This window comes from Camelimonas abortus, assembly GCF_042432745.1.
GTDB lineage: Bacteria > Pseudomonadota > Alphaproteobacteria > Rhizobiales > Beijerinckiaceae > Camelimonas > Camelimonas abortus.
On record NZ_JBHLWR010000006.1, the window covers coordinates 2,772,660 to 2,795,031 of the forward strand.

Annotated in this window: 15 protein-coding genes, 1 tRNA gene and 4 pseudogenes; 16 read left to right on the forward strand and 4 right to left on the reverse strand. The window is 64.0% G+C overall.

Going from position 1 to position 22,372, the window contains the following annotated elements:
* The first annotated feature begins 94 nt into the window (after window positions 1–94).
* A tRNA-Glu gene (locus ACFFJB_RS14305) sits at window positions 95–170 on the forward strand.
* Window positions 171–244: 74 nt separating this feature from the next.
* Complete coding sequence (locus ACFFJB_RS14310; protein ID WP_376832348.1) at window positions 245–1,543, forward strand: site-specific integrase; 1,299 nt, start codon at window positions 245–247, stop codon at window positions 1,541–1,543.
* 26 nt (window positions 1,544–1,569) lie between these two features.
* On the opposite strand, the pseudogene ACFFJB_RS14315 reads toward ACFFJB_RS14310, so the two are convergent.
* Window positions 1,570–2,743: pseudogene (locus ACFFJB_RS14315) on the reverse strand (IS3 family transposase).
* A gap of 142 nt (window positions 2,744–2,885) precedes the next feature.
* Between ACFFJB_RS14315 and ACFFJB_RS14320 the strand changes: the two are divergent.
* The 8 genes from ACFFJB_RS14320 to glsA all read left to right on the forward strand — a co-directional run bounded on the left by ACFFJB_RS14320 (window position 2,886) and on the right by glsA (window position 12,112).
* A complete protein-coding gene (locus ACFFJB_RS14320; RefSeq protein ID WP_376832350.1) occupies window positions 2,886–3,365 on the forward strand; it encodes a DUF6998 domain-containing protein in 480 nt (159 codons plus the stop codon).
* Between the two features lie 195 nt (window positions 3,366–3,560).
* Window positions 3,561–4,757 carry an IS256 family transposase gene (locus tag ACFFJB_RS14325; protein ID WP_376828581.1) on the forward strand — a complete coding sequence of 399 codons (1,197 nt, stop codon included), beginning with the start codon at window positions 3,561–3,563 and terminating at the stop codon, window positions 4,755–4,757.
* 271 nt (window positions 4,758–5,028) lie between these two features.
* Window positions 5,029–5,271: a hypothetical protein gene (locus ACFFJB_RS14330; protein ID WP_376832352.1), complete on the forward strand. Its 243-nt coding sequence runs from the start codon at window positions 5,029–5,031 to the stop codon at window positions 5,269–5,271.
* A gap of 166 nt (window positions 5,272–5,437) precedes the next feature.
* A complete protein-coding gene (locus ACFFJB_RS14335; protein WP_376832353.1) occupies window positions 5,438–5,761 on the forward strand; it encodes a GCG_CRPN prefix-to-repeats domain-containing protein in 324 nt (107 codons plus the stop codon).
* Between the two features lie 996 nt (window positions 5,762–6,757).
* Window positions 6,758–8,044 carry a porin gene (locus ACFFJB_RS14340; RefSeq protein ID WP_376832354.1) on the forward strand — a complete coding sequence of 429 codons (1,287 nt, stop codon included), beginning with the start codon at window positions 6,758–6,760 and terminating at the stop codon, window positions 8,042–8,044.
* 44 nt (window positions 8,045–8,088) lie between these two features.
* Window positions 8,089–9,492 carry a glutamate decarboxylase gene (gene gad / locus ACFFJB_RS14345; RefSeq protein ID WP_376832356.1) on the forward strand — a complete coding sequence of 468 codons (1,404 nt, stop codon included), beginning with the start codon at window positions 8,089–8,091 and terminating at the stop codon, window positions 9,490–9,492.
* A 63-nt stretch (window positions 9,493–9,555) separates the two neighbouring features.
* Entirely contained in the window at window positions 9,556–11,103 is a 1,548-nt protein-coding gene (gene gadC / locus ACFFJB_RS14350) for a glutamate/gamma-aminobutyrate antiporter (RefSeq protein WP_376832358.1), read from the forward strand.
* Between the two features lie 79 nt (window positions 11,104–11,182).
* Window positions 11,183–12,112, forward strand: coding sequence for a glutaminase A (gene glsA / locus ACFFJB_RS14355; protein ID WP_376832360.1), 930 nt, complete (start codon window positions 11,183–11,185; stop codon window positions 12,110–12,112).
* Window positions 12,113–13,105: 993 nt separating this feature from the next.
* Here glsA and ACFFJB_RS14360 read toward each other — a convergent pair.
* On the reverse strand, window positions 13,106–13,639 hold the full coding sequence (locus ACFFJB_RS14360) for a hypothetical protein (RefSeq protein ID WP_376832362.1): 534 nt from the start codon (window positions 13,637–13,639) through the stop codon (window positions 13,106–13,108).
* 605 nt (window positions 13,640–14,244) lie between these two features.
* Between ACFFJB_RS14360 and ACFFJB_RS14365 the strand changes: the two are divergent.
* The 5 genes and pseudogenes from ACFFJB_RS14365 (at window position 14,245) to ACFFJB_RS14385 (ending at window position 20,332) form a co-directional block, all read left to right on the forward strand.
* Window positions 14,245–14,998: pseudogene (locus tag ACFFJB_RS14365) on the forward strand (IS5 family transposase).
* Window positions 14,999–15,275: 277 nt separating this feature from the next.
* A complete protein-coding gene (locus ACFFJB_RS14370) occupies window positions 15,276–16,346 on the forward strand; it encodes an NAD-dependent epimerase/dehydratase family protein (RefSeq protein WP_376832364.1) in 1,071 nt (356 codons plus the stop codon).
* Window positions 16,347–16,418: 72 nt separating this feature from the next.
* Window positions 16,419–17,342 carry a glycosyltransferase gene (locus tag ACFFJB_RS14375; RefSeq protein ID WP_376832365.1) on the forward strand — a complete coding sequence of 308 codons (924 nt, stop codon included), beginning with the start codon at window positions 16,419–16,421 and terminating at the stop codon, window positions 17,340–17,342.
* The gene (locus ACFFJB_RS14380; RefSeq protein ID WP_376832367.1) at window positions 17,342–19,216 is read left to right on the forward strand and encodes a methyltransferase domain-containing protein; all 1,875 of its coding nucleotides are present in this window, start codon (window positions 17,342–17,344) and stop codon (window positions 19,214–19,216) included. The genes ACFFJB_RS14375 and ACFFJB_RS14380 overlap by 1 nt, the downstream gene beginning before the upstream one ends.
* A 15-nt stretch (window positions 19,217–19,231) precedes the next feature.
* On the forward strand, window positions 19,232–20,332 hold the full coding sequence (locus ACFFJB_RS14385) for an acyltransferase family protein (protein WP_376832369.1): 1,101 nt from the start codon (window positions 19,232–19,234) through the stop codon (window positions 20,330–20,332).
* Window positions 20,333–20,646: 314 nt separating this feature from the next.
* Here the strand turns inward: ACFFJB_RS14385 and ACFFJB_RS14390 are convergent.
* Window positions 20,647–21,836 (reverse strand): IS3 family transposase gene (locus ACFFJB_RS14390; RefSeq protein ID WP_376828900.1). Its coding sequence is split into 2 segments (ribosomal slippage): window positions 20,647–21,587 and window positions 21,587–21,836, totalling 1,191 coding nucleotides; the frame shifts between segments, so codons are not numbered across the junction.
* Window positions 21,837–21,899: 63 nt separating this feature from the next.
* On the opposite strand from ACFFJB_RS14390, the pseudogene ACFFJB_RS14395 reads away from it, so the two are divergent.
* A pseudogene (locus ACFFJB_RS14395) lies at window positions 21,900–22,075 on the forward strand (IS3 family transposase); the annotation flags it as partial.
* Window positions 22,076–22,096: 21 nt separating this feature from the next.
* Here the strand turns inward: ACFFJB_RS14395 and ACFFJB_RS14400 are convergent.
* Window positions 22,097–22,330, reverse strand: a pseudogene (locus ACFFJB_RS14400) (transposase); the annotation flags it as partial.
* Window positions 22,331–22,372 lie beyond the last annotated feature (42 nt).

Sequence of the window (22,372 nt, forward strand, 5' to 3'; positions counted from 1 at the left end):
ACGGGAGTCCGGAAACGCAACTTTGCACAGGCAGATTGCGAAAAGCGCTTGAAAGCGCCGCCGGGGCCATCTATACGCCTCCTCACCGCAGCGGGCTCCCATCGTCTAGCGGTCTAGGACGTCGCCCTCTCACGGCGAAAACAGGGGTTCGAGTCCCCTTGGGAGCGCCACACTTTCAGGCTTTACGGTGCCTGACTTGCCTACAGGACTTGCCTACAGCCCCTGAGCTTGGCAGGTTACAGGCATGGTGGCGAAGCGATCTGAAAGCGGCAAGTCCTCTTCCTCCCCGAATCAAGACACTCTGTATCTCCAGCGCCTAGGCCAGAGATGGTACGTTCGCGTTCCTGTGCCCGCTCACCTGCGGAAGGAATTGGGACCGTACCTGCGCAAGGCTCTCGGCACTGGGGACTTGGGCGAAGCTCGCAAGCGGCGCTGGGATGTGCTGCCGCTGCTGAAAGCCCGCATTGAAGCGTATGAGAAGAAGCGTTCTGCTTCCGCGTCTAATGTTGACGCCCTGAGCTATGAGGCTTGGCGGGCGAAGTTGCGGGAAGAGGTTGGGCCTGCCACGTTCGTCAATGAATTCGATGGCGAGGAAATGGACAATCCGGCCCTTGATCCTATCAAGGACAGCCTGCGCGAGGTCGAGGAAGGGCCTGCAGTGGAGGCGGTGCGGGATCATATCCAAGGCTTGGAGGTCGTCTCAGAGACGCTCTCAGCCTATCTGGAGGCCAATCCCAAGCGGAGCGCCACGACGACGGCCAATTACCAGACGACTGTGAAGCTGTGGATCAAGGTCAATGGCGACCGGCCTTTGCATCGGGTAACTCGCAAACAGGCTCTGGATTGGCTGGAGAAGGTCGGTGAGGGGAAGGCCAAGGATACGGCGAAGCGATACGCCACCGTTATGAGCCACCTGTGGGAGTGGGTCTGGCGAAAGGAAGACCAGAAGCCGCGCAATCCGTTTGAGGGTGCTGTCAGGGCTTCCGGGGTGAAGGCGAAGGAAGCGGAGTCCTTCGGCTTCTATTCTGACGATGAACTTCTAAGGGCCTATCAGGCGGTGAAAGACGATCCCGCGCTCGGGCCCGCCTTCTTGGTGTCCATCTACACTGGGTTCCGCTTGGAGGAATGTATCCGGGCTGAACGTGAAGAGGTGTCCGGTGTCCCCTGCTTTGTCCTGAAGGGCGGCAAGACGGCGAACGCTGCGCGGGTGGTTCCGGTCCATCCGGCCTTGGAGGGTGTCAGTCTTCCTGCCGGGTTGAAGGCGTCAGCCCTGTCCGTCCGCTATGGCCGCTACATGCGCTCGCTGGGGATGCCCGAGGGCAAGACCTTCCATAGTCTGCGAAAGGCATTTGCCACAGCGCTGGAAAGGGCTGGCTGTCCCGAGGCTGTCGCAGCCCGCCTGCTGGGCCATAGGCCGCTGGGTCTGAGTTACGGGGTGTATTCCAAGGGGCGGGATGTTCAGGAGTTGCGGGAGTGGGTGCTGAAGGTGAAGCACCCTGTCGGAGAAGCCGGCCTGGTCGGCCGCTACCTGCTAGTGGCCTGACCCCATAGGGTGGTCCGGTTTCAATCTTAGTTCATGATCGGCCTTGGGGCTATTGCCTGGGCAGATGACGGTGCTGCTCCGCTTGCTGGCGCAGGCCAGATGATGGCCTCGGGTGCCAGTGGCTTGTATCCAAGCGACGAGTGTGGCCTCTTGGTGTTGTAGTATCGCCGCCAGGCTTCGATGATGATCTTGGCCTCGGCGAGGCTGTAGAAGATCTCACCGTCAAGCAGTTCGTCGCGGAGCTTCGAGTTGAAGCTCTCGCAGTAGCCGTTCTCCCAAGGGCTTCCTGGTTCGATGAACGCTGCGCTGTCTTTGCGCCGACGGCTACGATCCACTCCCGTACAGCCTTGGCGATGAACTCCGGGCCGTTGTCGGAACGGACATGGCCCGGCACGCCGCGCAGGATGAACAGGTCCGACAGGGTGTCGATGACGTCGGTCGAGTTGAGCTTGCGATCAATGCGGATCGCCAGGCACTCCCGGGTGAACTCGTCGATGATGTTGAGCATGCGGAACTTCCTGCCATCGTGGGTCCGGCCCTCGACGAAGTCATAGGACCAGACATGATTGGGGTGCTCCGGCCGAAGCCGAACGCATGATCCGTCATTCAGCCAGAGACGTCCTCTCTTCGGTTGCTTCTGGGGAACCTTCAGCCCCTCCCGCCGCCAGATGCGCTCGACACGCTTGGCATTCACCGTCCAGCCTTCGGATCGCAGCATTGCCGTGATCCGGCGATAGCCATAGCGGCCGTAGCGTGAGGCCAGGCGGATGATGTCGGCGGTCAATGCCTCTTCATCCGGCCGGCCTTTGGGCTTTTTGCGGTGGGTCGAACGGTGCTGGCCGAGAACCTTGCAGGCAAAGCGCTCCGAGACGGAGAACTTCGCCATGACATGATCGACGCAGCGACGGCGGCGAGCGGGGCTCAATAGTTTCCCGAGGCAGCCTCCTTCAGGATCAGCTTCTCGAGCGTCAGGTCCGACACCGCCTTGCGCAACCGGTCGTTCTCTTTCTCAAGCTCTTTCAGGCGCTTCACCTGATCGCCCTTCAGGCCGCCGAACTCCTTGCGCCATCGGTAATACGTGAACTGTGTCACGCCGATCGAACGAACCGCTTCGCCAACTGACCGGCCTTGTGACAACAGAACATCAACCTGGCGCAGCTTCGCCACGATCTCTTCAGGTCTATGCTTCTTCTGGGGCATTCAAACGTCCTCCTACGGCTCAATAGCCTACTTCAGGGAGGACCACTTTTCAGGGGGCAGACCATGGCGTTAGTGTATGCGAAACGCTCACCTGATGTGATGTGCATTCGCGGCCTAGAATCCATAGTTGGGAGATACAGCATTGCCTTACAGACGCCACTTCCGTCTTCCGCCGATTGTAGCCGAATTGGTCAGCGCGCGGAATAAGCTGCGTAGCCATTATGCGGCCGTGGGCTTGCGGTTCACTCTGGACGGAAACCTAGTCGGGGACATAGGGGAGGCTGTTGCTTGTGAACTGTTCGGCCTGAGGATTCTGTCTGGCAATGGAACAGGGGTAGATGCTCAACATCCTGATGGTCGCACGGTCCAGATCAAAGCCACAGGTACTGGACGCGGGCCAGTTTTTAGGTGCGTGAATCCAAGGGCCGATCATCTGCTGTTCTTCGAATTTGATTTTGAGGCACTGAGCGGAGAAATCGTCTTCAACGGCCCAGAGTCTATTGCGATTGCCAAAATGCCGTCCGCATGGGTCGGCCAGAGACCTGTAACTAAGGTGCAGATAAGGGCAGCGGATCAGCTAGTACCCATTGAAGATCGGTTGAAGCGTGTGGATATTTCCTAGCTTGCGCCCACTTGGCGTTTGCCTACAGGGCTTGCCTACAGCCGATCAAAATAACCGTTATATTTCAACAAGAATTCTCTGTTGGCTCGCCCTCTCACGGATCGTGTCCCGTGCCGTGGTGTAGTTGGATTTCATAGCCATCGGTGATTTCCGATAGGGTCGGGTTGCTTAGAACCAACCTGAAGGACACCACCGATGACCGACGATATGATGAACCTGCGCTCGCTCGTTGAGAAGAGTGCTGACGCCGATTTGCTGCGCGAGATGATCGGCTTTGCCGCCGAGAAGCTGATGGAATTGGAGGTCGGCGCGAAAACAGGCGCGGCCTATGGCGAGAAGAATGCCTTTCGGCTGGCCCAGCGCAACGGCTACCGCGACAGAGACTGGGAGACGCGGGCCGGAACAGTAGAACTTCGCATTCCGAAACTCCGCACCGGCAGCTACTTTCCGAGCTTCCTGGAGCCGCGTCGCATGGCCGAGAAAGCCCTGACCGCGGTGATCCAGGAAGCCTACATCCAGGGCGTTTCGACCCGCTCGGTTGACGACCTCGTTAAGGCCATGGGCATGTCGGGCATTTCCAAGAGCCAGGTCTCCCGGCTGTGCGAGGAGATCGACGAGAAGGTGAAGGCTTTTCTCGACCGGCCCATCGAAGGCGAATGGCCCTACCTCTGGATTGACGCGACCTATTTGAAGGTCCGGCGTGGCGGGCGCATCGTCTCTGTTGCAGTCATCATTGCCGTCGGCGTCAACACCGACGGCCGACGCGAAGTGCTCGGCATGGAGATCGGCACGTCCGAGGCCGAGGCGATCTGGACCGAGTTTCTTCGAAAGCTGACCAGGCGGGGTCTGCGTGGCGTCAAGCTCGCCGTCTCAGATGCGCATGAGGGCATCAAAGCCGCAGTATCGAAGGTGCTCTGCGCTACCTGGCAGAGGTGCCGGGTGCACTTCATGCGCAATGCTTTGGCCCATGCTGGAAAGAGCGGACGGCGTGTCGTCTCCGCCTTCATTGCCACGGCCTTCGCTCAGGACACGTCGGAGGCGGCAAGCACCCAGTGGCGCAACGTCGCCGACCAGATCAGGCCAAAGGTGCCGAAGCTCGCCAGTCTCATGGACAGCGCCGAGCAAGACGTGCTCGCCTACATGACCTTTCCCAAGCAGCATTGGGCCAAACTTCACTCGACCAACCCGATTGAGCGATTGAACGGCGAGATCAAGCGGCGGACAGAGGTCGTCGGCATCTTCCCCAACGACGACGCTATCGTGCGCCTGGTCGGTGCACTGCTGCTCGAACAGAACGATGAATGGGCCGTCCAGCGATCCCGCTATATGACCCTTGAGACAATCGCTACGATGAGCGATGATCCACTCATCAGCCTGCCAGCAACAAGCTGACACTCATCCGACCCTCTGGGATGAGCCGTGGCCGTCTAAGCTACACCACGTCCTGGGACATCATCCTCTCACGGCGAAAACAGGGGTTCGAGTCCCCTTGGGAGCGCCATACTTTCAGGCTTTCCGCGCATTTCCCTGCATTGCAGATTTACCTCCAGCAGCCCGGATCATCGGCAGTTCAGCGGCGTGAGCAGGCGTCGGTCCGTCGGGCGCGCGCCGGTGGCGGCGTTCATGGGGAGCGGCGACGCCGGGGGCTTGCAGGGAGGGCGGCGTGGCCGCAGCACCAGTTCGTGACGTGACTTTCCAGCTGCTGCGCGAGCCGGGCGTCACCAGCATTTCCGGGAACCCCGGCTCGACCGGGGAAATGTTCCTGAAGAACTTTCCCGCCGGTTTCAGATGCGTCCACGTGCTGCTGGCGCTGGGGGCATGCGTGGAGGAGAACGGCGTGGCGTCGCGCCGCCGCTGCAAGTTGAACGGAAGCGTCGTTGCCAGCGCCGGCGCCGCTCTGCAATAGTTGACAGGCCCGGTCCGCCGGGCGGGCGGGACGCCGCCACGTCACCCAGGGCAGATGCGCAAGGTCCGCTTCAGCTTGCGCCGCGTCTTCCGGCGCGCCCGTCATGAAGCCTTCGCCTGTCAGGCCTGCGCCGGACGGGCGCATGCACGGCAGGGGAAATATCGTCATGAACATCAGGGGTCTTGCGTGTCTGGGCGCCGTCGCAGGCGCGCTGTTGATGGCCTCGTCAGCCGGCGCCGCGCCGGCGGGGGCCATCGCCGCTCCGGTCGCCGGCGCCGCCGCGCCGCTGGTCACGGAGGTCGCCGGCGGCTGCGGGCCCGGCTGGTTCCGCGGACCGGGCGGGCGCTGCTACCGCGGCGCGCCGTACCGCTATGCGCCGCCGCCGCCGCGTTACCGTTATCCGCCGCCGCCGCGGTATCGCTACGCGCCGCGTCCGCCGCGCTGCTACGTGACCCGCACGCCGCGCGGCCCCGTGCGCGTCTGCCGTTAAGACAGTCTCTCCTCCGGGCGGCGACGTCCGGGGGATCCCGGTCCCGCGGCCGTCCGGCGCGCGCGGCGTTCCGCTCCTGTGGGGCTTCCTTGCGGCGGCGGTCCGGCCGCCGCCCTGGACCGTGCCGCCGCGCCGGCGCGCTCCGCCAGCGTTCAGACGCGGCGGTCCGTGAGGCGGCTGCGCGCCGCCTGGCGCCAGCATGGCGGCCTGCGCGACGCCGCCGGCCCGCCATCGCGCTGTGTTCGCCTTCCTGTCTTTCTTTCCGCCCGCCATGGAATGCCCGCCGGCTGGCGTCCTGCGTCCGCCGCCCGGATCTTTCCGGGCCAGCAGGGCCCGCGCCACGCCGGGACGGCGCCTGGCCGCGCGTGGCCAGGCCAGCCCGTCCGCGCGCCCGTGCGGGGCGCAGGTGGTCCTGGCGCCTGCGTCGTTCGCCCGCCGCTGACACGCGGCGCCGGCTGCGCTGCGCGCCGTCGCCCGCGACTTTGCGGATGCGGCGCGGCCCGGCCCCGCGCGCCGCCAGGATTGCAGCGGCAGGGCGCGTGACGGCGCGGCTTTCCGTCCAGAGACCGCCGTGGGCGGCCGCCGCCGGCCACGGGGAGGCGGCGGCGCCGGAATCCCGCCCGCCGCGCCGCACATGCGGACGCATGCGCCCGACCGGTCAGCTTCCTGCCGGCGGACGATGGTTTTCGCACGGCGGCGGAAGCACTGGTCGCGCGCCGGCGCCAGAATAATCGCACGTTGCGGTGATGCGCCCAAGCTGAAGATTTGTCCGTCCCGCGCGCGTCGCCTGGCGTCATCTGCGGCGCGCGCCGGCGTATCTCAGATGGGTTCCGGACGATTCCCTGCGGAAATATTTGTTTTTATTTATTCATGCAAATTTATTTGTAACAAAAACGTGAGCGGTATGTGGATAGTTTTGTGCTTGAAATACTAAAATTTATATCAGTGTTATGGAAATGCTGCGATTTATGTTTCAAAAATCATCGGGGGAAGGACGTGGCCGCGCTGTCACCCTTCAGAGCTGCGCTTGTCGTCGCCATGCTGTGCGCGTCCGGCGCGCCGTCGCCGGCGGCGGCTGCCGCCACGGAAGCAGATCCGCCAGCCCGGACCGAGGCGGAGCGCTGCAAGGCCGGCGCCGCCCTGGCGGAATGGTCGCCGCAGACGGCGATCTGCTTCCGGTTCGGCGCCTATCTGTGGGCTGAAAGCTATTTCAACACCTATTCCGACTATCCGTCCGGCAATGACCGCACGTATGGCGTCGGCACGCTTGGTCTCAAGGCCCACACCATAACCCAGACCGAACTCGGGCCGTTGCGCGCCTATGTGAACGTGCGTTTTCGCGGCCGCAGCGCCAATCCCTGGTCCGATGGTCCCCAGAGCTTCACCTTCTCGCCCTGGGACGCCTTCATTGATTTCGCCGGCTTCACCTTCGGCCACCAGGGCTCAAGGTTCGATTTCTATTCGAACGCCAATGTGATCGGCACGGATCCCGCCACCGTCGGCGACAGCCAGCAGCTGCTCCTGCTCGCCTATACGCTGCGCTTCGGCGGCGGCTGGAGCGCGACCTTCTCGCTGGAGGCGCCCTGGGGGCGCCAGGCAGGCGTGAACCCCGCCCGCGCCACGGCGCTGGCCGCTTTCAACCAGCGGGCGGCGAAGCCGGACATGGTGGTCGCCATCGCCCACCGCGCCGCCTGGGGCGAGCTCCAGCTCTCCGGCGCGCTGCACGAGGTGCGGGCGAAGACCTTCGCAGGCCCCGCCCAGGGGTATTACGGCGCCTCCACCCCGGCCATGTGGGGCTACGCGCTGCAGGTCGGCGTGGTGTTCGACCTGCCGCAAGTCGCCCCGGGAGACTCGCTCTTCCTGCAGACGGCGGTCACCCGCGGCGCCACCAGCTATCTGGGGCTGGTCAACGCCAGCGGCGACTTTTCTCCGCCGGACGCCTACATCCGCGCCGACGGCGGATTCTCGCCGGTGACCGGCTGGAACGTCACGGCGCAGTACCTGCACAACTGGACGCACCAGTGGTCGTCCGCATTTTTCGGCGGTTTCGCCCAGTTTTACATCAACGACCCCCTGGCCCGTTTCACCTGGGGCGCCTCGGGCGGCCAGAACCTCAATCTGGGCGCAAACGTCGTCTGGACGCCGGTTTCCGGTTTTTCTGTAGCCGTCCAGTACGATTTCAACGTCTACCGGGCCACGCAATACCGCAACACGGGCATGGGACTGCCGCGCGCGTCGCAGGAGGCGCACCAGATCCTGCTGATGGCCCAGCAACGCTTCTGATGAGCCACCGGACGCCGGAAACTGGCCAGCGAAAGGAGACCGCAATGCCGGAGAAAACCACAGGGAAACTGCCTGCAGACGTCCTTGACGACATCTATGCGTCGACCCTGCTGCGTCAGAGCCTGCCGAAAAGCGGCTTTCCCGCCGCGCCAAGCCTGCCGGAGAACGTCTTCGCCGCCGTGCGCGACGAGCTGATGCTCGACGGCAACTCACGCCAGAACCTCGCCACCTTCTGCCAGACATGGGTCGACGACGAGATCCGCCGCCTCATGGACCTGTCGATCGACAAGAACATGATCGACAAGGACGAATATCCGCAGACCGCGGAAATCGAGGCGCGCTGCGTGCGGATGCTGGCGGACCTGTGGCATGCGCCGTCGCCCGAAACCACCATGGGCTGCTCCACCACCGGCTCCTCCGAGGCGGCCATGCTCGGCGGCCTCGCCATCAAATGGCGCTGGCGCAAGAAGCGTCAGGCCGAGGGCAAGAGCACGGACCGGCCCAACATGATCTGTGGTCCGGTGCAGATCTGCTGGCACAAGTTCGCCCGCTATTTCGACGTGGAGCTGCGCGAGATCCCGCTCGAGGGCGACCGCCTCATCATGAACGTGGAGGAGGTGCTGAAGCGCGTCGACGAGAACACCATCGGCGTGGTGCCCACCCTGGGCGTCACCTTCACCTGCCAGTATGAGCCGGTGAAGGCGGTGGCCGACGCGCTGGACCGCCTGCAGCAGGAGACCGGCCTCGACGTCCCGATCCACGTGGACGGCGCCTCCGGCGGTTTCCTCGCGCCGTTCTGCGCCCCCGAGCTGGAGTGGGACTTCCGCCTGCCGCGGGTGAAGTCCATCAACACCTCCGGCCACAAGTTCGGCCTCGCGCCGCTGGGCGTGGGCTGGGTGGTGTGGCGCGAGAAGACCGACCTGCCGGAAGAACTGGTGTTCAACGTGAACTATCTGGGCGGAAACATGCCTACCTTCGCGCTGAACTTCTCCCGCCCCGGCGGCCAGATCATCTCGCAGTACTACAACTTCGTGCGCCTTGGCCGTGAGGGTTACGCCCACATCCACAACGCCTGTTACGACACCGCGGAATATCTGGCGGCGCAGATCGCCAGGCTCGGGCCGTTCGAGATCCTGTTTGGCGGCGACCGCAAGGCCGGCATTCCGGCCCTGGCGTGGAAGCTGAAGGACGGTGCCGCCATCGGCGGCTACACCCTCTACGATCTGGCGGACCGGCTGCGCAGCCGCGGCTGGCAGGTGCCGGCCTATTCCATGCCCGCCAACCGGCAGGACCTGGTGGTGCAGCGCATCCTCGTGCGCCACGGCGTGAGCCGTGACCTTGCCGAGCTGCTGCTCGACGACATGCGCCGCGCCATCGACTGGTTCGAGAAGCATCCCGTCTCGAAGCCCATGACCGCGGCCGAGGCGTCCGGGTTCAGCCACAACTGACGTCCGCGCATATGGGGCGCGGCCGCGCCGGCCGCGCCTCTCCCAGCACCGGAGGATCCGTCCATGGCGACAGCGCCTGCCCGTCAGCTTTCCCTGCCAGGGTTCTTCGCCATTACCGCCTCGATGGTAATGGCCGTCTACGAATATCCGACCTTCGCGACATCAGGATTCAGCTTGGTTTTCTTCCTGCTTCTCGGCGGACTGCTGTGGTTCATTCCGGTGGCGCTGTGCGCGGCGGAAATGGCCACGGTGGAAGGCTGGGAGGAGGGCGGCGTGTTCGCCTGGGTGTCGAACACGCTCGGCGAACGCTGGGGCTTCGCGGCCATCTCCTTCACCTATCTGGAGATCGCCATCGGCTTCCTGCCGATGATCTACTTCGTGCTCGGGGCGCTGTCCTACATCCTCGCCTGGCCGGCGCTGAACCATGACCCCGTGGTGCGGACCATCGCCGGCCTCATCATCCTGTGGGCGCTGGCGCTCACCCAGTTCGGCGGCACCAAATACACGGCCCAGATCGCCAAGCTCGGCTTCTTCGGCGGCATCCTGCTGCCGGCGCTCATCCTGGTGGCGCTCGCCATCCTGTATCTGGCGGGCGGCGAGCCGCTGCAGATCGAGATGACCGCCGCGACCTTCTTCCCGGATTTCACGAAGGTCGGCACGCTGGTCGTCTTCGTCGCCTTCATCCTGAGCTACATGGGCGTGGAGGCCTCGGCCACCCACGTCAACGAGATGAAGAACCCGGGGCGTGACTATCCGCTGGCGATGTTCCTGCTCATGGCGACGGCGATCGGCCTCAGCTCGATGGGCGGTCTCGCCGTCGCCGCGGTGGTGCCGCTCAAGGACATCAACCTCAGCGCCGGCGTGGTGCAGACCTTCCAGCGGCTGATCCTGCACTATGGCCCGGGTCTGGAATGGGCGGTGCGCATCGTCGCGGCGCTGCTGACCCTGGGCGTGCTGGCCGAGATCGCCTCCTGGATCGTGGGCCCCTCGCGCGGCATGTATGTGACGGCCCAGCGGGGCATCCTTCCGCAGATCGCCGCCAAAGTGAACCGGAACGGCGTTCCGGTCTCCATGGTGGTGTTCCAGCTGCTGATCACGACGGTGGCGCTCATCGTCTTCACCAACACCGGCAGCGGCGGGAACATGTCGTTCCTCATCGCCATGGCGCTGACCGTCGTGCTGTACCTGATCACCTACTTCCTGCTGTTCATCGCCTACATCGTGCTGGTGGTGAAGCACAAGGACAGGAAGCGGGCGTACCAGGTTCCGGGCGGCGACGGCTTCAAGATCCTGCTTGCGTCCGTCGGCTTCGTGGTGTCGGCGTTCGCCTTCGTGATCTCGTTCTTCCCGCCGTCGGGCCTGCCCAATGTGGCGGCGGACGAGACCTATGTGACGCTGCTCGCCGTCAGCTTCCTGGTGGTGTTCATCATTCCCTTCGCGATCTACGCGTTCCATGACAAGCGCGGCAAGGTGGCCGACCACGACCTCGAGCACATCAAGGTCCACAACGCCCCCGCCGGCCATTTCTTCATGCACCCGCGGGCGCGGCCGACCCACCATCTGGTGCCCAACGCCGCCGCCGCGCCGGACGCCAGGGGGTCGCACCGCTAGCCGCCTTCCCGCCGTCGCGTCCTGCGGCCGCCGTGGCGGCCGCAGGACGCCGGTCCCGTGACGTTCCCGGAGAGAGACGATGGACGCAACCGCAATCGAAGCCGCCGTGGCGGCGGCCCATGCGGCCGGAAAGGCCGCGCGCGGCGGAGAAAACGCCAGCTACATCCCCTGTCTGGCGTCGGTTCCGCCGGACCTGTTCGGCGTGGCGGCGATGACCGTCGACGGTCGCTACTGGTCGCGCGGCGATGACGGCTACGCTTTCGCCATCGAGTCCATCTCGAAGGTGTTCACCCTGGCGCTCGCCCTGGAGACGCACGGCGTCGACGCGGTGCGCGAGAAAATCGGCGCCAGCGCCACGGGCATGCCGTTCAACTCGGTGATGGCGCTGGAGCTGCACGGCGACAGGCCGCTGTCGCCGCTGGTGAACGCCGGCGCCATCGCCGCCGCCAGCCTGGCGCCGGGCGCCGACGCCGAAAGCCGCTGGGCCAGCATTCTCGCCATGCAGGGCAAGTTCGCCGGCCATCCCGTGCCGCTCAGCGACGAGGTCAACGCCTCCGAACAGGGAACCAACTTCCACAACCGGGCGATCGCATGGCTGCTGTATGACCGCGGCTACTGCTACTGCGACCCGATGGAGGCGGTCGACATCTACACCCGCCAGTGCTCCACCCTGGTGACCTGCCGCGACCTGGCGGTGATGGGGGCGACGCTGGCGGCCGGCGGCGTCAATCCCGTGACCGGTGAGCGGGTGGTGGCGCGCGAGCATGTGCCGCCCATCCTCGCCGAGATGATGATGGAGGGGCTGTACGAAGCCTCGGGCGAGTGGGCCTACACGGTGGGGCTGCCCGGCAAGAGCGGCGTCGGCGGCGGTCTGGTCGCCGTGGCGCCGGGCCGGCTCGCCATCGCCGCCTTCGCGCCGCCGCTTGACGCGGCGGGCAACAGCGTGGCGGGGCAGGTGGCGGTGAAGACCGTGGCCCGGGAGCTCGGCCTCAATCTTTTCGCCGTCTAGGAGCGCGGAAGGCGGCGCGCCGCCGCGTCCCCTGCGCGCCGTCCCCCGGCCGTTCTGGCGGCGCGCCCTGGCGGAGGGCCTTGCCGGGCAAGGCCGCCGCCGGCTTCGCGCCGGCATGCGCCGCGCGGCTCCCTTCACGGCGGACGGCGGGCGCCGGCCGTCCGCCCTGACGTAATCCCCTCCCATTTTCCCCTGCGGCGGCTGTGTTTTCCCGTGCGCGCGCGCACCTGCGCGCACGCACGGGCGGGCTACAGGATCTCCAGGAACGGAAGCAACGGCGCTTCCGGCGGGGAGATCAGCGCATGGCCTTTGTGAAGTCCGTTGGTTCGATCATGTTCGCCACGCCTGTCGGCTGGGCGTTTACGGCCGCCGCCCTGATCGCGGCGCAGCGCCTGGCCGCCGCCGGCTGATCCCGCTTCCTGTCCTGAACCGGGGTTCCGGACTGGCCGCCTGCGGGCGGCCTTTTTCCTGGGGAGCGCGGGCGGGGCCTGCCGTCACGCCCGCCTTGCGCGGCGGATGAACGCCGGGCGATGCGGCCGGCGTGCAGGCGCGAGGCGGCGCAGGGCGCAGCCAGGACGCCCGGGAACGGGTTCCCCAGGCAGACCGGACAGGCGCGACGCCCCCGGGCGCGGCGCAGGTGGCGCCCGCCCGGTAACGGCCGGCCTGCCGTGAGCCGGGTCATGTCGTGACGCGCGCCGGGGTCCTGGCCGCCGGCCGCCCGTTCCGGAGCGTCTGGTCCGGCGCCGGATAGCAGCCGGCGCCATGTCCGCGAAGCGATCCACGCCGGCCGCCCGCCTTGCGAATGGGGAAGGCGCTGGCCCTCCCGTGCGCCGGGCGTGGGGGGCGGCGGCCCGACGCATGCGCGCGAGGCTGTCGCCAGCCGCCGCGCGTGATGGGCCCGGGCGGGCTCCCGTCCGGCGGCCGGCCTGCGCCGCGGCGCGCAATGACGCCGGACCGCTGGCCCGGCGCCGGCGTCATGCCGTTGCCTGCGCTTCACCAGCGCCGGCTGCACAGCCGCCGCCAGTGCAGGTGCTCGGGCGGATAACGGCCCGCCTCGCAGTCGGCGCGGTCGCGGCCGCTCAGGGCCATGAAGCAGGACCTGCCTTCGCGCAGGTGCTCGCACCAGCCGCGGTCACGGCCGTGCGAAAACGCCATGAAGCATGAACGGCCCTCCACATACGCCCGGCAGAACGCCTGGTCTCGGCCGCTGAAGGGCATCATGCATGAGCGGCCGCCCCGGCAGACGTCCGGCTGCGGCGGCGGCGCGTAACCATGGTCGCGCCCCCAGCCCCGGTCGTGGCCCCAGCCGCCGTCGCGACAGCTGCATACCGAGTTGCGCCCCCATTCGGTGGTGCGCCAGTTGCCGTCCCAGCCGGCCAGGCCGCACGCCTGCGGACATTTGCGCCGGGCGTCCTCGTTGTTCCAGATCGGCCCGGCCGACACTTCGCGGGCGATCGCCGCTCCCGCGAACACGCCGCCTGACAGCATCAGCGGCAGGACAAGCATGACGAAACGTCGCCAGCACATGTTTCCTCCATACACATGACGCTTCATCGCCGGTGACCTTACGGCGCAATGCCGACGGTTGCCGTGCGCATTGTAACGTCGCCGTTGCGTCGTCGCAGCGTTATGGCCTTGCTCCAGATTCGCCGGCAGGCGGGGGGCGGCGGGGGCGGCGCTGGCCGGGGCGCTCATGACGGGGCCTTCCGCGCGCATGGTTCCGCGCCGCGCCCGTCACCGTCCGCCGTCACCGGGCGGCGGCGACGCGCCCTGGCCTTGCGGGAAGGCCGGTTTCGCGTCCGTTGCGCTCCCGTGGCGCATCCGTCGGCCCTGGCCATGGGCGTGGCCGCGGCGCGTTCCGTGGCTCCCGGGCGATCCCCGTCCGTCGCCGCCGGGCCCGTTCTTCCCGCTTCCCCGGTCATTCCTCCGTCCTTCCGCCGTCATGCCCGGGCCTGACCCGGCGGTCACAAGACCGCGTCGCCGTCACCCCGGCCGGGCCGTCGCCCGTCCCTGACCCGGTCTGCCTGCGGGGACGGAAAGGCGTGGAGCGGACTGCGCCGTGCGCTCATAAATCAATCTGTTGGCGTTCGCCGCGCGACGTGATTCAAGGCCACCGGTTGAGGGAAGTCATGATGACGCGTCGCCGATACGAACTTGCGGACCGGGAGCGGTTCACCATTGCGCCGCTTCGCCCAGTAAACCGCGCGGCGTTCCTAGGGTTGACGGCCGGCGCGTCCTGAAAGGCATTCTCTGGCGTTTTCGCACTGGCTCGCCATGGGCAGAAATTCCTGAGCGCCACGGCCCTTATACGACCTGTCGCAGCGTACGCGGGCGAAAGGCCGGTGTCCGGGAGCGGATTCCAGAATCTGTTTCAGATGGTTACGACGCCGACATCGTTATGGTCGATCCAGCCTGTGTCAGCCTCCACCCGCATGCGGCCACGGGAAAAAGGGGCTCAAGACGATGGCGGCATGGGACGTTCCCGTAGCGGCCTCACCAGCAAAATCCGCGCGCCTGTCGACGCCGAAGGCCTCACCGTCAGATTCCGTCTGGCCGGCGGGCAGATCTCGGATTGCGCCGACGCAGATGCACTGACGGGGGATCTGGGCGAAGGCACACATTCTGCCGGCCAATCGGGCAATGACGCAATGCTAACCGGGCCAGGGCGGCGGAGCGCAAGGCATGGACTAACATACCGCCCAAATCCAACCGCACGGGCGCTTTCGTTTTTTCACGCCGGGTCCGCCGGCAACGCAACCTTGTGGAAAGGGTCTTCGACAAGATCAAACAGTTCAGAAACATGACCACCCGCCATGACGAACGACCCGAAAACTACGTCGCCGCGACAAACTTACCGCCACATGGATCTGGTGCCAGACGTTATGAGTCTGCAGCCTAGGGCCGCAGTTGTGTATAATGATCGGGCAGCCGAGGTGACGTAACTAACGCGCAGGATTATCTCTGGGCCGCCCGGATGGGAAAGGCGAAAGGGGGCAGGGGCTCGTTCGCCGGAAATGTTCAGACATACAGGCGATCGAAGTGGCGGAAGGCGGCGGAATGGCTTGATTTTGGTTATCGATCCCATGTGATATATTGCTATTCCGTTGAATATTTGAGACACACGTCGACGTGTCGATATCGAAGTGCGGACAGGAACTGGCCTATGCGTGAGTGCATATTACTGACAGGGGGAGCCGGTTTTATTGGGTCAGCTTTAAGCAGAAAAATTTGCGACGGCGGTCTTGATGTCGTGGCGATAGATTCGCTTCTTGAGCAGGTCCATCCTACCGGAGCGCGCTCGGAGTTTTTGGATCCGCGCGTTATTTTGCTCAAGGCTGATATTCGGGCGGAAGAAACGTGGACGACCTTTCTGGAGACATATCTCCCTGTAAAAATAGTACATCTCGCGGCCGAAACCGGAACGGCGCAGTCGCTGACTGAAGCGACCCGCCATGCGTCCGTGAACGTCGTGGGCCTGACGCGCATGCTTGAAGCGCTGGCGCGGGCGAATATCCGTCCCGCGCGGATTCTGCTTGCCTCCAGCCGCGCCGTTTATGGCGAGGGCATGTGGCGTGATGAAGTGGGCAACGCGTTCTATCCCGGACCGCGCACTCACGCCATGTTGTCCGCCGGACAGTGGTCTCCCCGTGCGCCTGGAGGAGAGGCGTTTCCGCTTCCGCATGACGCCGCGACAGTCGCGCCGCAACCGACAAACATTTATGGCGCGACGAAACTGGCTCAGGAGCACGTGCTCGCCGCCTGGTGCGCAGCGTTCGGGGTGCCGCTCAGCATATTGCGCCTGCAGAATGTCTACGGCGAAGGGCAATCTCCATATAATTCCTATACCGGGATCATCAACATATTTCATCGCCTGGCGAAAGCCGGAGAAGCAATTCCGGTTTATGAGGACGGGCGCATCATCCGGGACTTTATACATGTGAGCGATGTTGTGGAGGTGATGTCGCGTATCCTGGCCAGGACGGACATGACAAATCACAAATTCGACGTGGGCTCCGGGATTCCGGTCACCATTCATGAGGCGGCGCGGGTTATCGCCCGCTTGCACCATGCGCCCGAACCTGTAGTGTGCGGAAAATTCCGGGAAGGCGACGTGCGCGCCGCAGTCGCCAATGTCGCTGCAATGCAGACCCTCTCTGGCGTAAGCGCTACCGTCAGTTTTGACGAGGGCGCAGCGCGCGTGGGAGCATGGCTGCAGGAACGCGGTTATATCTAGTCATGACCTCCGTTTTGCGCCCCTGTTCGAGACAGGGCGCGCGTCCGGCGAACAGATGAAGCGGCGGATCAGATGAAAGACGACGCAAAAACGGGCAAAACGAGGCGGCATGTATCGGTTCAGGTGCAGTCGATCCTCTTTCATATGAATCCCGCATCCATTGAACGATCGCTGGAAAGTCTTGCGCGTGCAGCTGAACTGGCCATCTATGAAGGGGAATGCGCCAGTGTCCACGTCAGTTATGGGGATACGTCCGCGTCGCCATGTCTGGACGAGGCGCAGCTGGAGGAGCTGCGTCAGCGTTTTCCGGCGTTGGACATCGACTATCAGTTCTTCAATGCGAATCTGGGGTCGGCGCGGGGCCATAACCGGCTGGCCGAAAACGCCACGGCGGACTATCTGCTGATCCTTAATCCTGATGTCGTGGTCTCCCCGCGGCTGCTTGGTCACATGCTGTCGCCATTTGACCAGCCTGGCGTTGGCATGGTCGAGGCCAAGCAAATCCCGGTAGAGCATCCGAAAGACTACAATCCTCTGACGGGCGAAACCGGTTGGGCGACGACCGCGTGCGCGCTGACGCCGGCCACACTGTTTCATGAACTGGACGGCTTCGACGCGGATTCGTTCTTTCTTTATTGTGACGACGTTGACTATTCTTGGCGCGTGCGCGAGGCCGGATATAAAGTCATCTTCATGCCTGCGGCGGTCGTATTTCATGACAAGCGCCTTTCTGTCACCGGCAATTGGCTTTCGACAGGCGCGGAGAGATATTATTCCGCCGAAGCGGCGCTGTTCATGGCGCACAAGTGGTCGCGGCCGGATCTCGTCGAGCTGCTCACCTGCTATTTCCGTGACGGTTCGGAAGACCAACGCAAGGCTCTGCGAAAATTCGAAGAACGGCGCAAGGCCGGCGAATTGCCCGAACCACGCGACCCCGATCACAAGATCGGTGAGTTCGTCGATGGCATGTACACCCGCCACAGGTACCCGCTCTGATGCTGAATCCGGACGCTGACTACGATAACAGTTTCGAGATCGATAACGTTTACGGCCATACGCTTGAGTTGCTGGTCCGTCATATCGGACGGGCCGCTGAGCACGACCGAGCGGCCGTTCACATCGATCTTGGATGCGGCTACGGCAGGATCGCCGAGCATCTGACAGCTGCGCTGGGCGTTCACTACATTGGCATCGACGGCGATGCGAAAAGCGTCGATGCGCTGCGTGCCCGCGGTTTGGAGGCGCACCAGCTGTTATTCGGCGACAAAGAACGAACGCTTGAAGAGTTAGACCGCATCCTGGCGGGTCGGCAGGTCAGGTCTCTGACCATGCTGGACACGCTGGAGCATTTGCCGGAAGGCGATACGGTCCTGCAAGTCATCCGGGAAATCATATCTCGCGATAATGCGCCTGCAATTATAAGCGTGCCCAACGTGGCGCACCGCGACATCGGGTTCCGGCTTGCTCTGGGACAGTGGGATTATACGCGCGCCGGCCTGCTTGACCACACGCATACGCGGCTGTTTACGCGAAAGTCCTTCGTCCGGACTTTGAACGCCGCTGGCCTTCATGTCATTGACAGCAATGACGTGCGCCTGTCTCGCAGCGACCAGCATTTTCCAGACACGCTGCCGTCGCTCGCAGCAGGAACGACGCTGCACAGACTGCTTGGCCAGCTTCGAAATGGCGTCGATGATACGGCCGACGTGAACCAGTTTGTGGTGATGGTGCTTGCCGGACCCGCATCCGGGCTCAAGCCGTATCTTGAAGACGACGAGCTGGACACAAAAAGGCCGTTTCTTTCGGTCGTCACGCGAACACAGGGGCTAAGGCTCTATTGCCTGGTGGAGGTGCTTACCGCTCTGGCAAGCCAGACCGACCGGGACTTCGAGGTCATCATTGTCGGTCACAAACTTTCGCTGGAACGCCAGAAGGCGGTCGAGCGCGTCATTGAGGATTGCCCTGAATGGCTGAGAAGCGCCATTCGTTTCGTCCGGGAATACGAAGGTAACCGGACGGTCCCCCTTAACCGCGGTTTTGCAGAAGCCCGGGGCGAATACATCGTGATCCTTGACGATGATGATTTGCCGTTTGCTCACTGGGTGGAAACGTTCCGCCAGCTGGCGGAGAAGGCTCCCGGCGCGATCTTGCGGGCGGTCACGGCGCGGCAGTCTGCAGTCGGCGTGGAAATTTGTGGCGCAAAAGGGGTGAGGGCCGTCAGCGCGTTTTCGCCATATCCATCACGTTTTGACATGCTGGCCCACATTGTCAGCAACAATTCGCCTAATACGACGCTGGCCTTTCCCCGCGGCGTATTTCACGATCTCAAACTCCGGTTTGACGAGACGCTGACCACGACTGAGGATTGGGATTTTCTGATGCGCGCCGCCTTTGTCGTTGGCGTGGTGAGCTGTGACGAAATAACCGCGGTCTACAGATGGTGGGAAGGCAATCATCAATCGTCCCGGACCGATCATGATGAAGCAGAGTGGCGTCGGAATCATGAGGCTATTCTAGGCAAATTCAACCAGTTGCCGATCATTCTTCCGCCCGGCTCCGCCAGCCAGATAAGGCGGCTGCTCGAATCGCCGCCGCCACCCGCGCCGTACGCTCCCGTTCCTGTTGCAGAAGCGAAGGATCCGCGGCGTGACGCGCTCTACCGCCAGTGCTTGAGCATTCTTGCGTCAACCTGCTGGAAGACGACGGCGCCTCTGCGTTGGGCGTCGCGGCGCCTGGGGCGTCCCGCCCCCATTGCTATTCACGATCTTGACGGCATGAACGCAGACCAGCTGGAAGCCGTTCTGCGCGAATTGCGGCGTTCGGCGTCCTGGAAAATCACGCGGTTTATTCACCGCGACAGTGGGACGTGAGGGGAGCACGCGTGGATGCCGGGTTCGCAGACAGCGCACATGCGGGATCACCGGGACAATTTTGCCGCGATACGCCTGGTGGCGGCCGTAATGGTGATTTTCGGCCATGCTTTTCCGCTTACCGGAGCTTCCGGCCCAGGCTATCTCGGCAGCCCGGTTTCAACGGTAGCGGTGAAAGTGTTTTTTGTAATCAGCGGCTACCTGATAGCAGGCAGCTGGTTGCAGGATTCAAATCTGGGCCGGTACCTTGCGCGACGCGCGCTACGCATTTTTCCAGGCTTGGCGGCGCTGTGCCTGTTGACGGTGCTGGTGGTCGGCCCGGTCTTTACCACTCTTTCGCTGTCAGAATATTTCCTGAATGTCAATACATGGAGGTATTTTAATAACGTTCTGCTCAACCCGGTCTATGCATTGCCCGGGGTGTTTGCAGCCAATGTATATCCCAACGCGGTAAACGGATCTCTGTGGACGCTGCCGGTTGAATTCGCCATGTACCTGCTGCTTCCGTTAGTCATGCTTATGCCGGCGCGGAAGTACATGCTATTGGTCTCGGCGATTGTGCTGTCGGCGGGATCCCTCTGGTTTGGACGGGCTTTTCCTCTGCAGACCTCACCTGTCTTCTGGGGCACAAGTCTGGTGCATGCGCTGGAAATGGCTCCGTACTTCTTTTGGGGCGCGGTTTATCGTGCGTGGGCGCCCAGGGAGGCGCTGAATCTGCAAGCCGGTTTCCTGGCGATGGTCGTGTTGGTTCCGTTCGCCAAAGGCGCAGTCGGAGTTGAATTCACATCGCTGCTCCTGGTGCCATACCTGACGCTTGCTTTTGGCTACGCGCAGCCGCCGGCATTTTCATGGGTCGAGCGACTGGGTGACCCGTCTTATGGAACCTACCTTTACGGTTTTTTGTGTCAGCAGGTGGTTGCGGCGCTTTCGCCAATGCGTGACGCGCCGATGCTCAATTTTATTTTTTCGCTTGTCCCCGCACTGGTGCTGGGGATGCTGTCATGGAAGCTGGTGGAGGAGCCTGCGCTTCGGCTGAAACCGCGGCGCAAGCCGTCACGTCCCACTGGAGGCATGGCGGCCCCGGCCAGAGTGGTCACGGGCACCCGCGCTCCGTGAGGACACGGCGTCCTGCGGGCGGGGCCGGACAGGCCGCCCGTTTGGTCGGGGCGAGGGCAGGGCCCCTGCAACCATCTGAACTTGTCGCCGGAATTTGGCTCCCGCGCGGGCGGCAGCCCCGGCGGTAGCGCCCATGATACATTTACGCCGCGCACTCATAAATCTGTTGGCGTTCCCCTCCCGCGACGTGATTCAAGGCCACCGATGATGACGCGTCGCCGATACGAACTCACAGGCCGGGGGTGGTTCATCATTGCGCCGCTTCTGCCCAATGACCTGCCACGGGATTTTTCTCCTGACGTTGCCCCCAAGTTCTATCCAGCCCTGAGTTCGACCTGACGGTTTTGGGTTGCCTTGGAACGGGTGGTTGAAGCGGGATCTGTCGTGGAGCCCGCGACCTGGCGCAACGGCAGATCCCGCCGCTGCGCAAACGTTGCCGAAAAGGCGGCTGGCGTCTGCCACGCCAGTGCAGAATGTGGGCGAGAGCCGTTATAATCGGCTCGCCATCTGGCCAGTTGGGAGCGCGTCTGGGTCAGCGTGGAGAAGAGCGTCTCATTCAGGAACTCGTCTCTCAGACGTCCATTGAAGCTCTCGATGAACGCATTCTGCATGGGCTTGCCAGGCGCGATATAGTGCCAGCGCACCCTGGACCTGTCTGCCCACGTCAAAATGGCGTTCGACGTGAATTCGCTGCCATTGTCGCTGACAATCATGGCTGGCTTGCCCCGGGCGACAATCAGGGCATCCAGTTCACGCGCGACCCTCGCCCCCGAGAGGGACGTATCCGCTACAAGCGCGAGGCACTCGCGGGTACAGTCGTCCACGACTGTCAGCACGCGGAACCGCCTGCCATCCGTCAGTTGGTCGGACACGAAGTCCAGCGACCACCGTTCGTTTGGCGACAGCGGCGGCTCAATTGGCGCCCGTGTTCCGATGGCCCGCTTGCGACCGCCCCGACGGCGCACCCCGAGCCGCTCTTCCCTGTATATCCGGAAGAGCCGCTTGTGGTTGACCTCAAAGCCTTCACGACGCAGCAGCACATGCAAACGCCGGTAGCCAAAGCGCCGGCGTTCATGGGCCAGTTCCTTCATCCGTGTGCGCAGGACGCCATCGTCCCGGCGCTGCGCCTGGTAACGCATGCTCATGCGGCTGAAGCCGGTGGCTTTACACGCCCGACGTTCGCTCATCCCGTGCTGCTGCATGAGATGGCGAACGGCCTGTCGCCTCGTGGCGGGCGTCACCACTTCTTTCCCAAAAGATCCTTCAGCGCCGCATTGTCGAGCATTGCGTCGGCCAGCATGCGCTTCAGGCGACTGTTCTCGTCCTCAAGGGCCCGCAGCCGTTTGGCCTCGGACACTTCCATGCCGCCAAACCGCGCCTTCCACTTGTAGATGCTGGCGTCACTGACGCCGTGCTTCCGGCAGAGCTCCGCCACCGGAATGCCCGCCTCGTGTTCCTTCAGGATGGCGATGATCTGTTCTTCTGAAAACCGCGTGCGCTTCATGTCTGGTCCTCTCAGCGGGGCCAGATCAAACTTCAAACCGGAATAGGCGCAGGGGGCAACGTCACCGAACGCGCGCGCTCGGCCCTGGACTCCCCGACCCCTGCTGACTATGCGCGGTCCCTGACCACCGCAATCGCTCCGCCCCGCTGCGCGAGATGAAAAACTCCGCGCGTCGGGCGATTGCTCACCCCGCTCCGACCGGCGTAAACACAAACCGGGCTCCGGTCGCGGCTGGATGAAAGACCCTTGGCCGGTCAGGGGATGTCCTGCCAGACGTCCTTGTCCGCCCGGCGGGGAGACCTGTTGTAGGGCGTCTTGCGCGGGTCGCAGATCGATGGAGCATCCACCCAGCGGCGACCGGATTTCAGGACATGCACAATCCCGCCGGTCACTCGCGGGTCGTCCGCGGGGGGCTTGCCACGGGTATCTGCCGGGAGATGACGCTCAGGCCGCGCGAACTGCCCGTCCGCCAGCCAGAAAACGTGACTGCGCATCCAGTGGCTCCCGTCGGGAACCTTGAATCAGGAAAGGCTGTG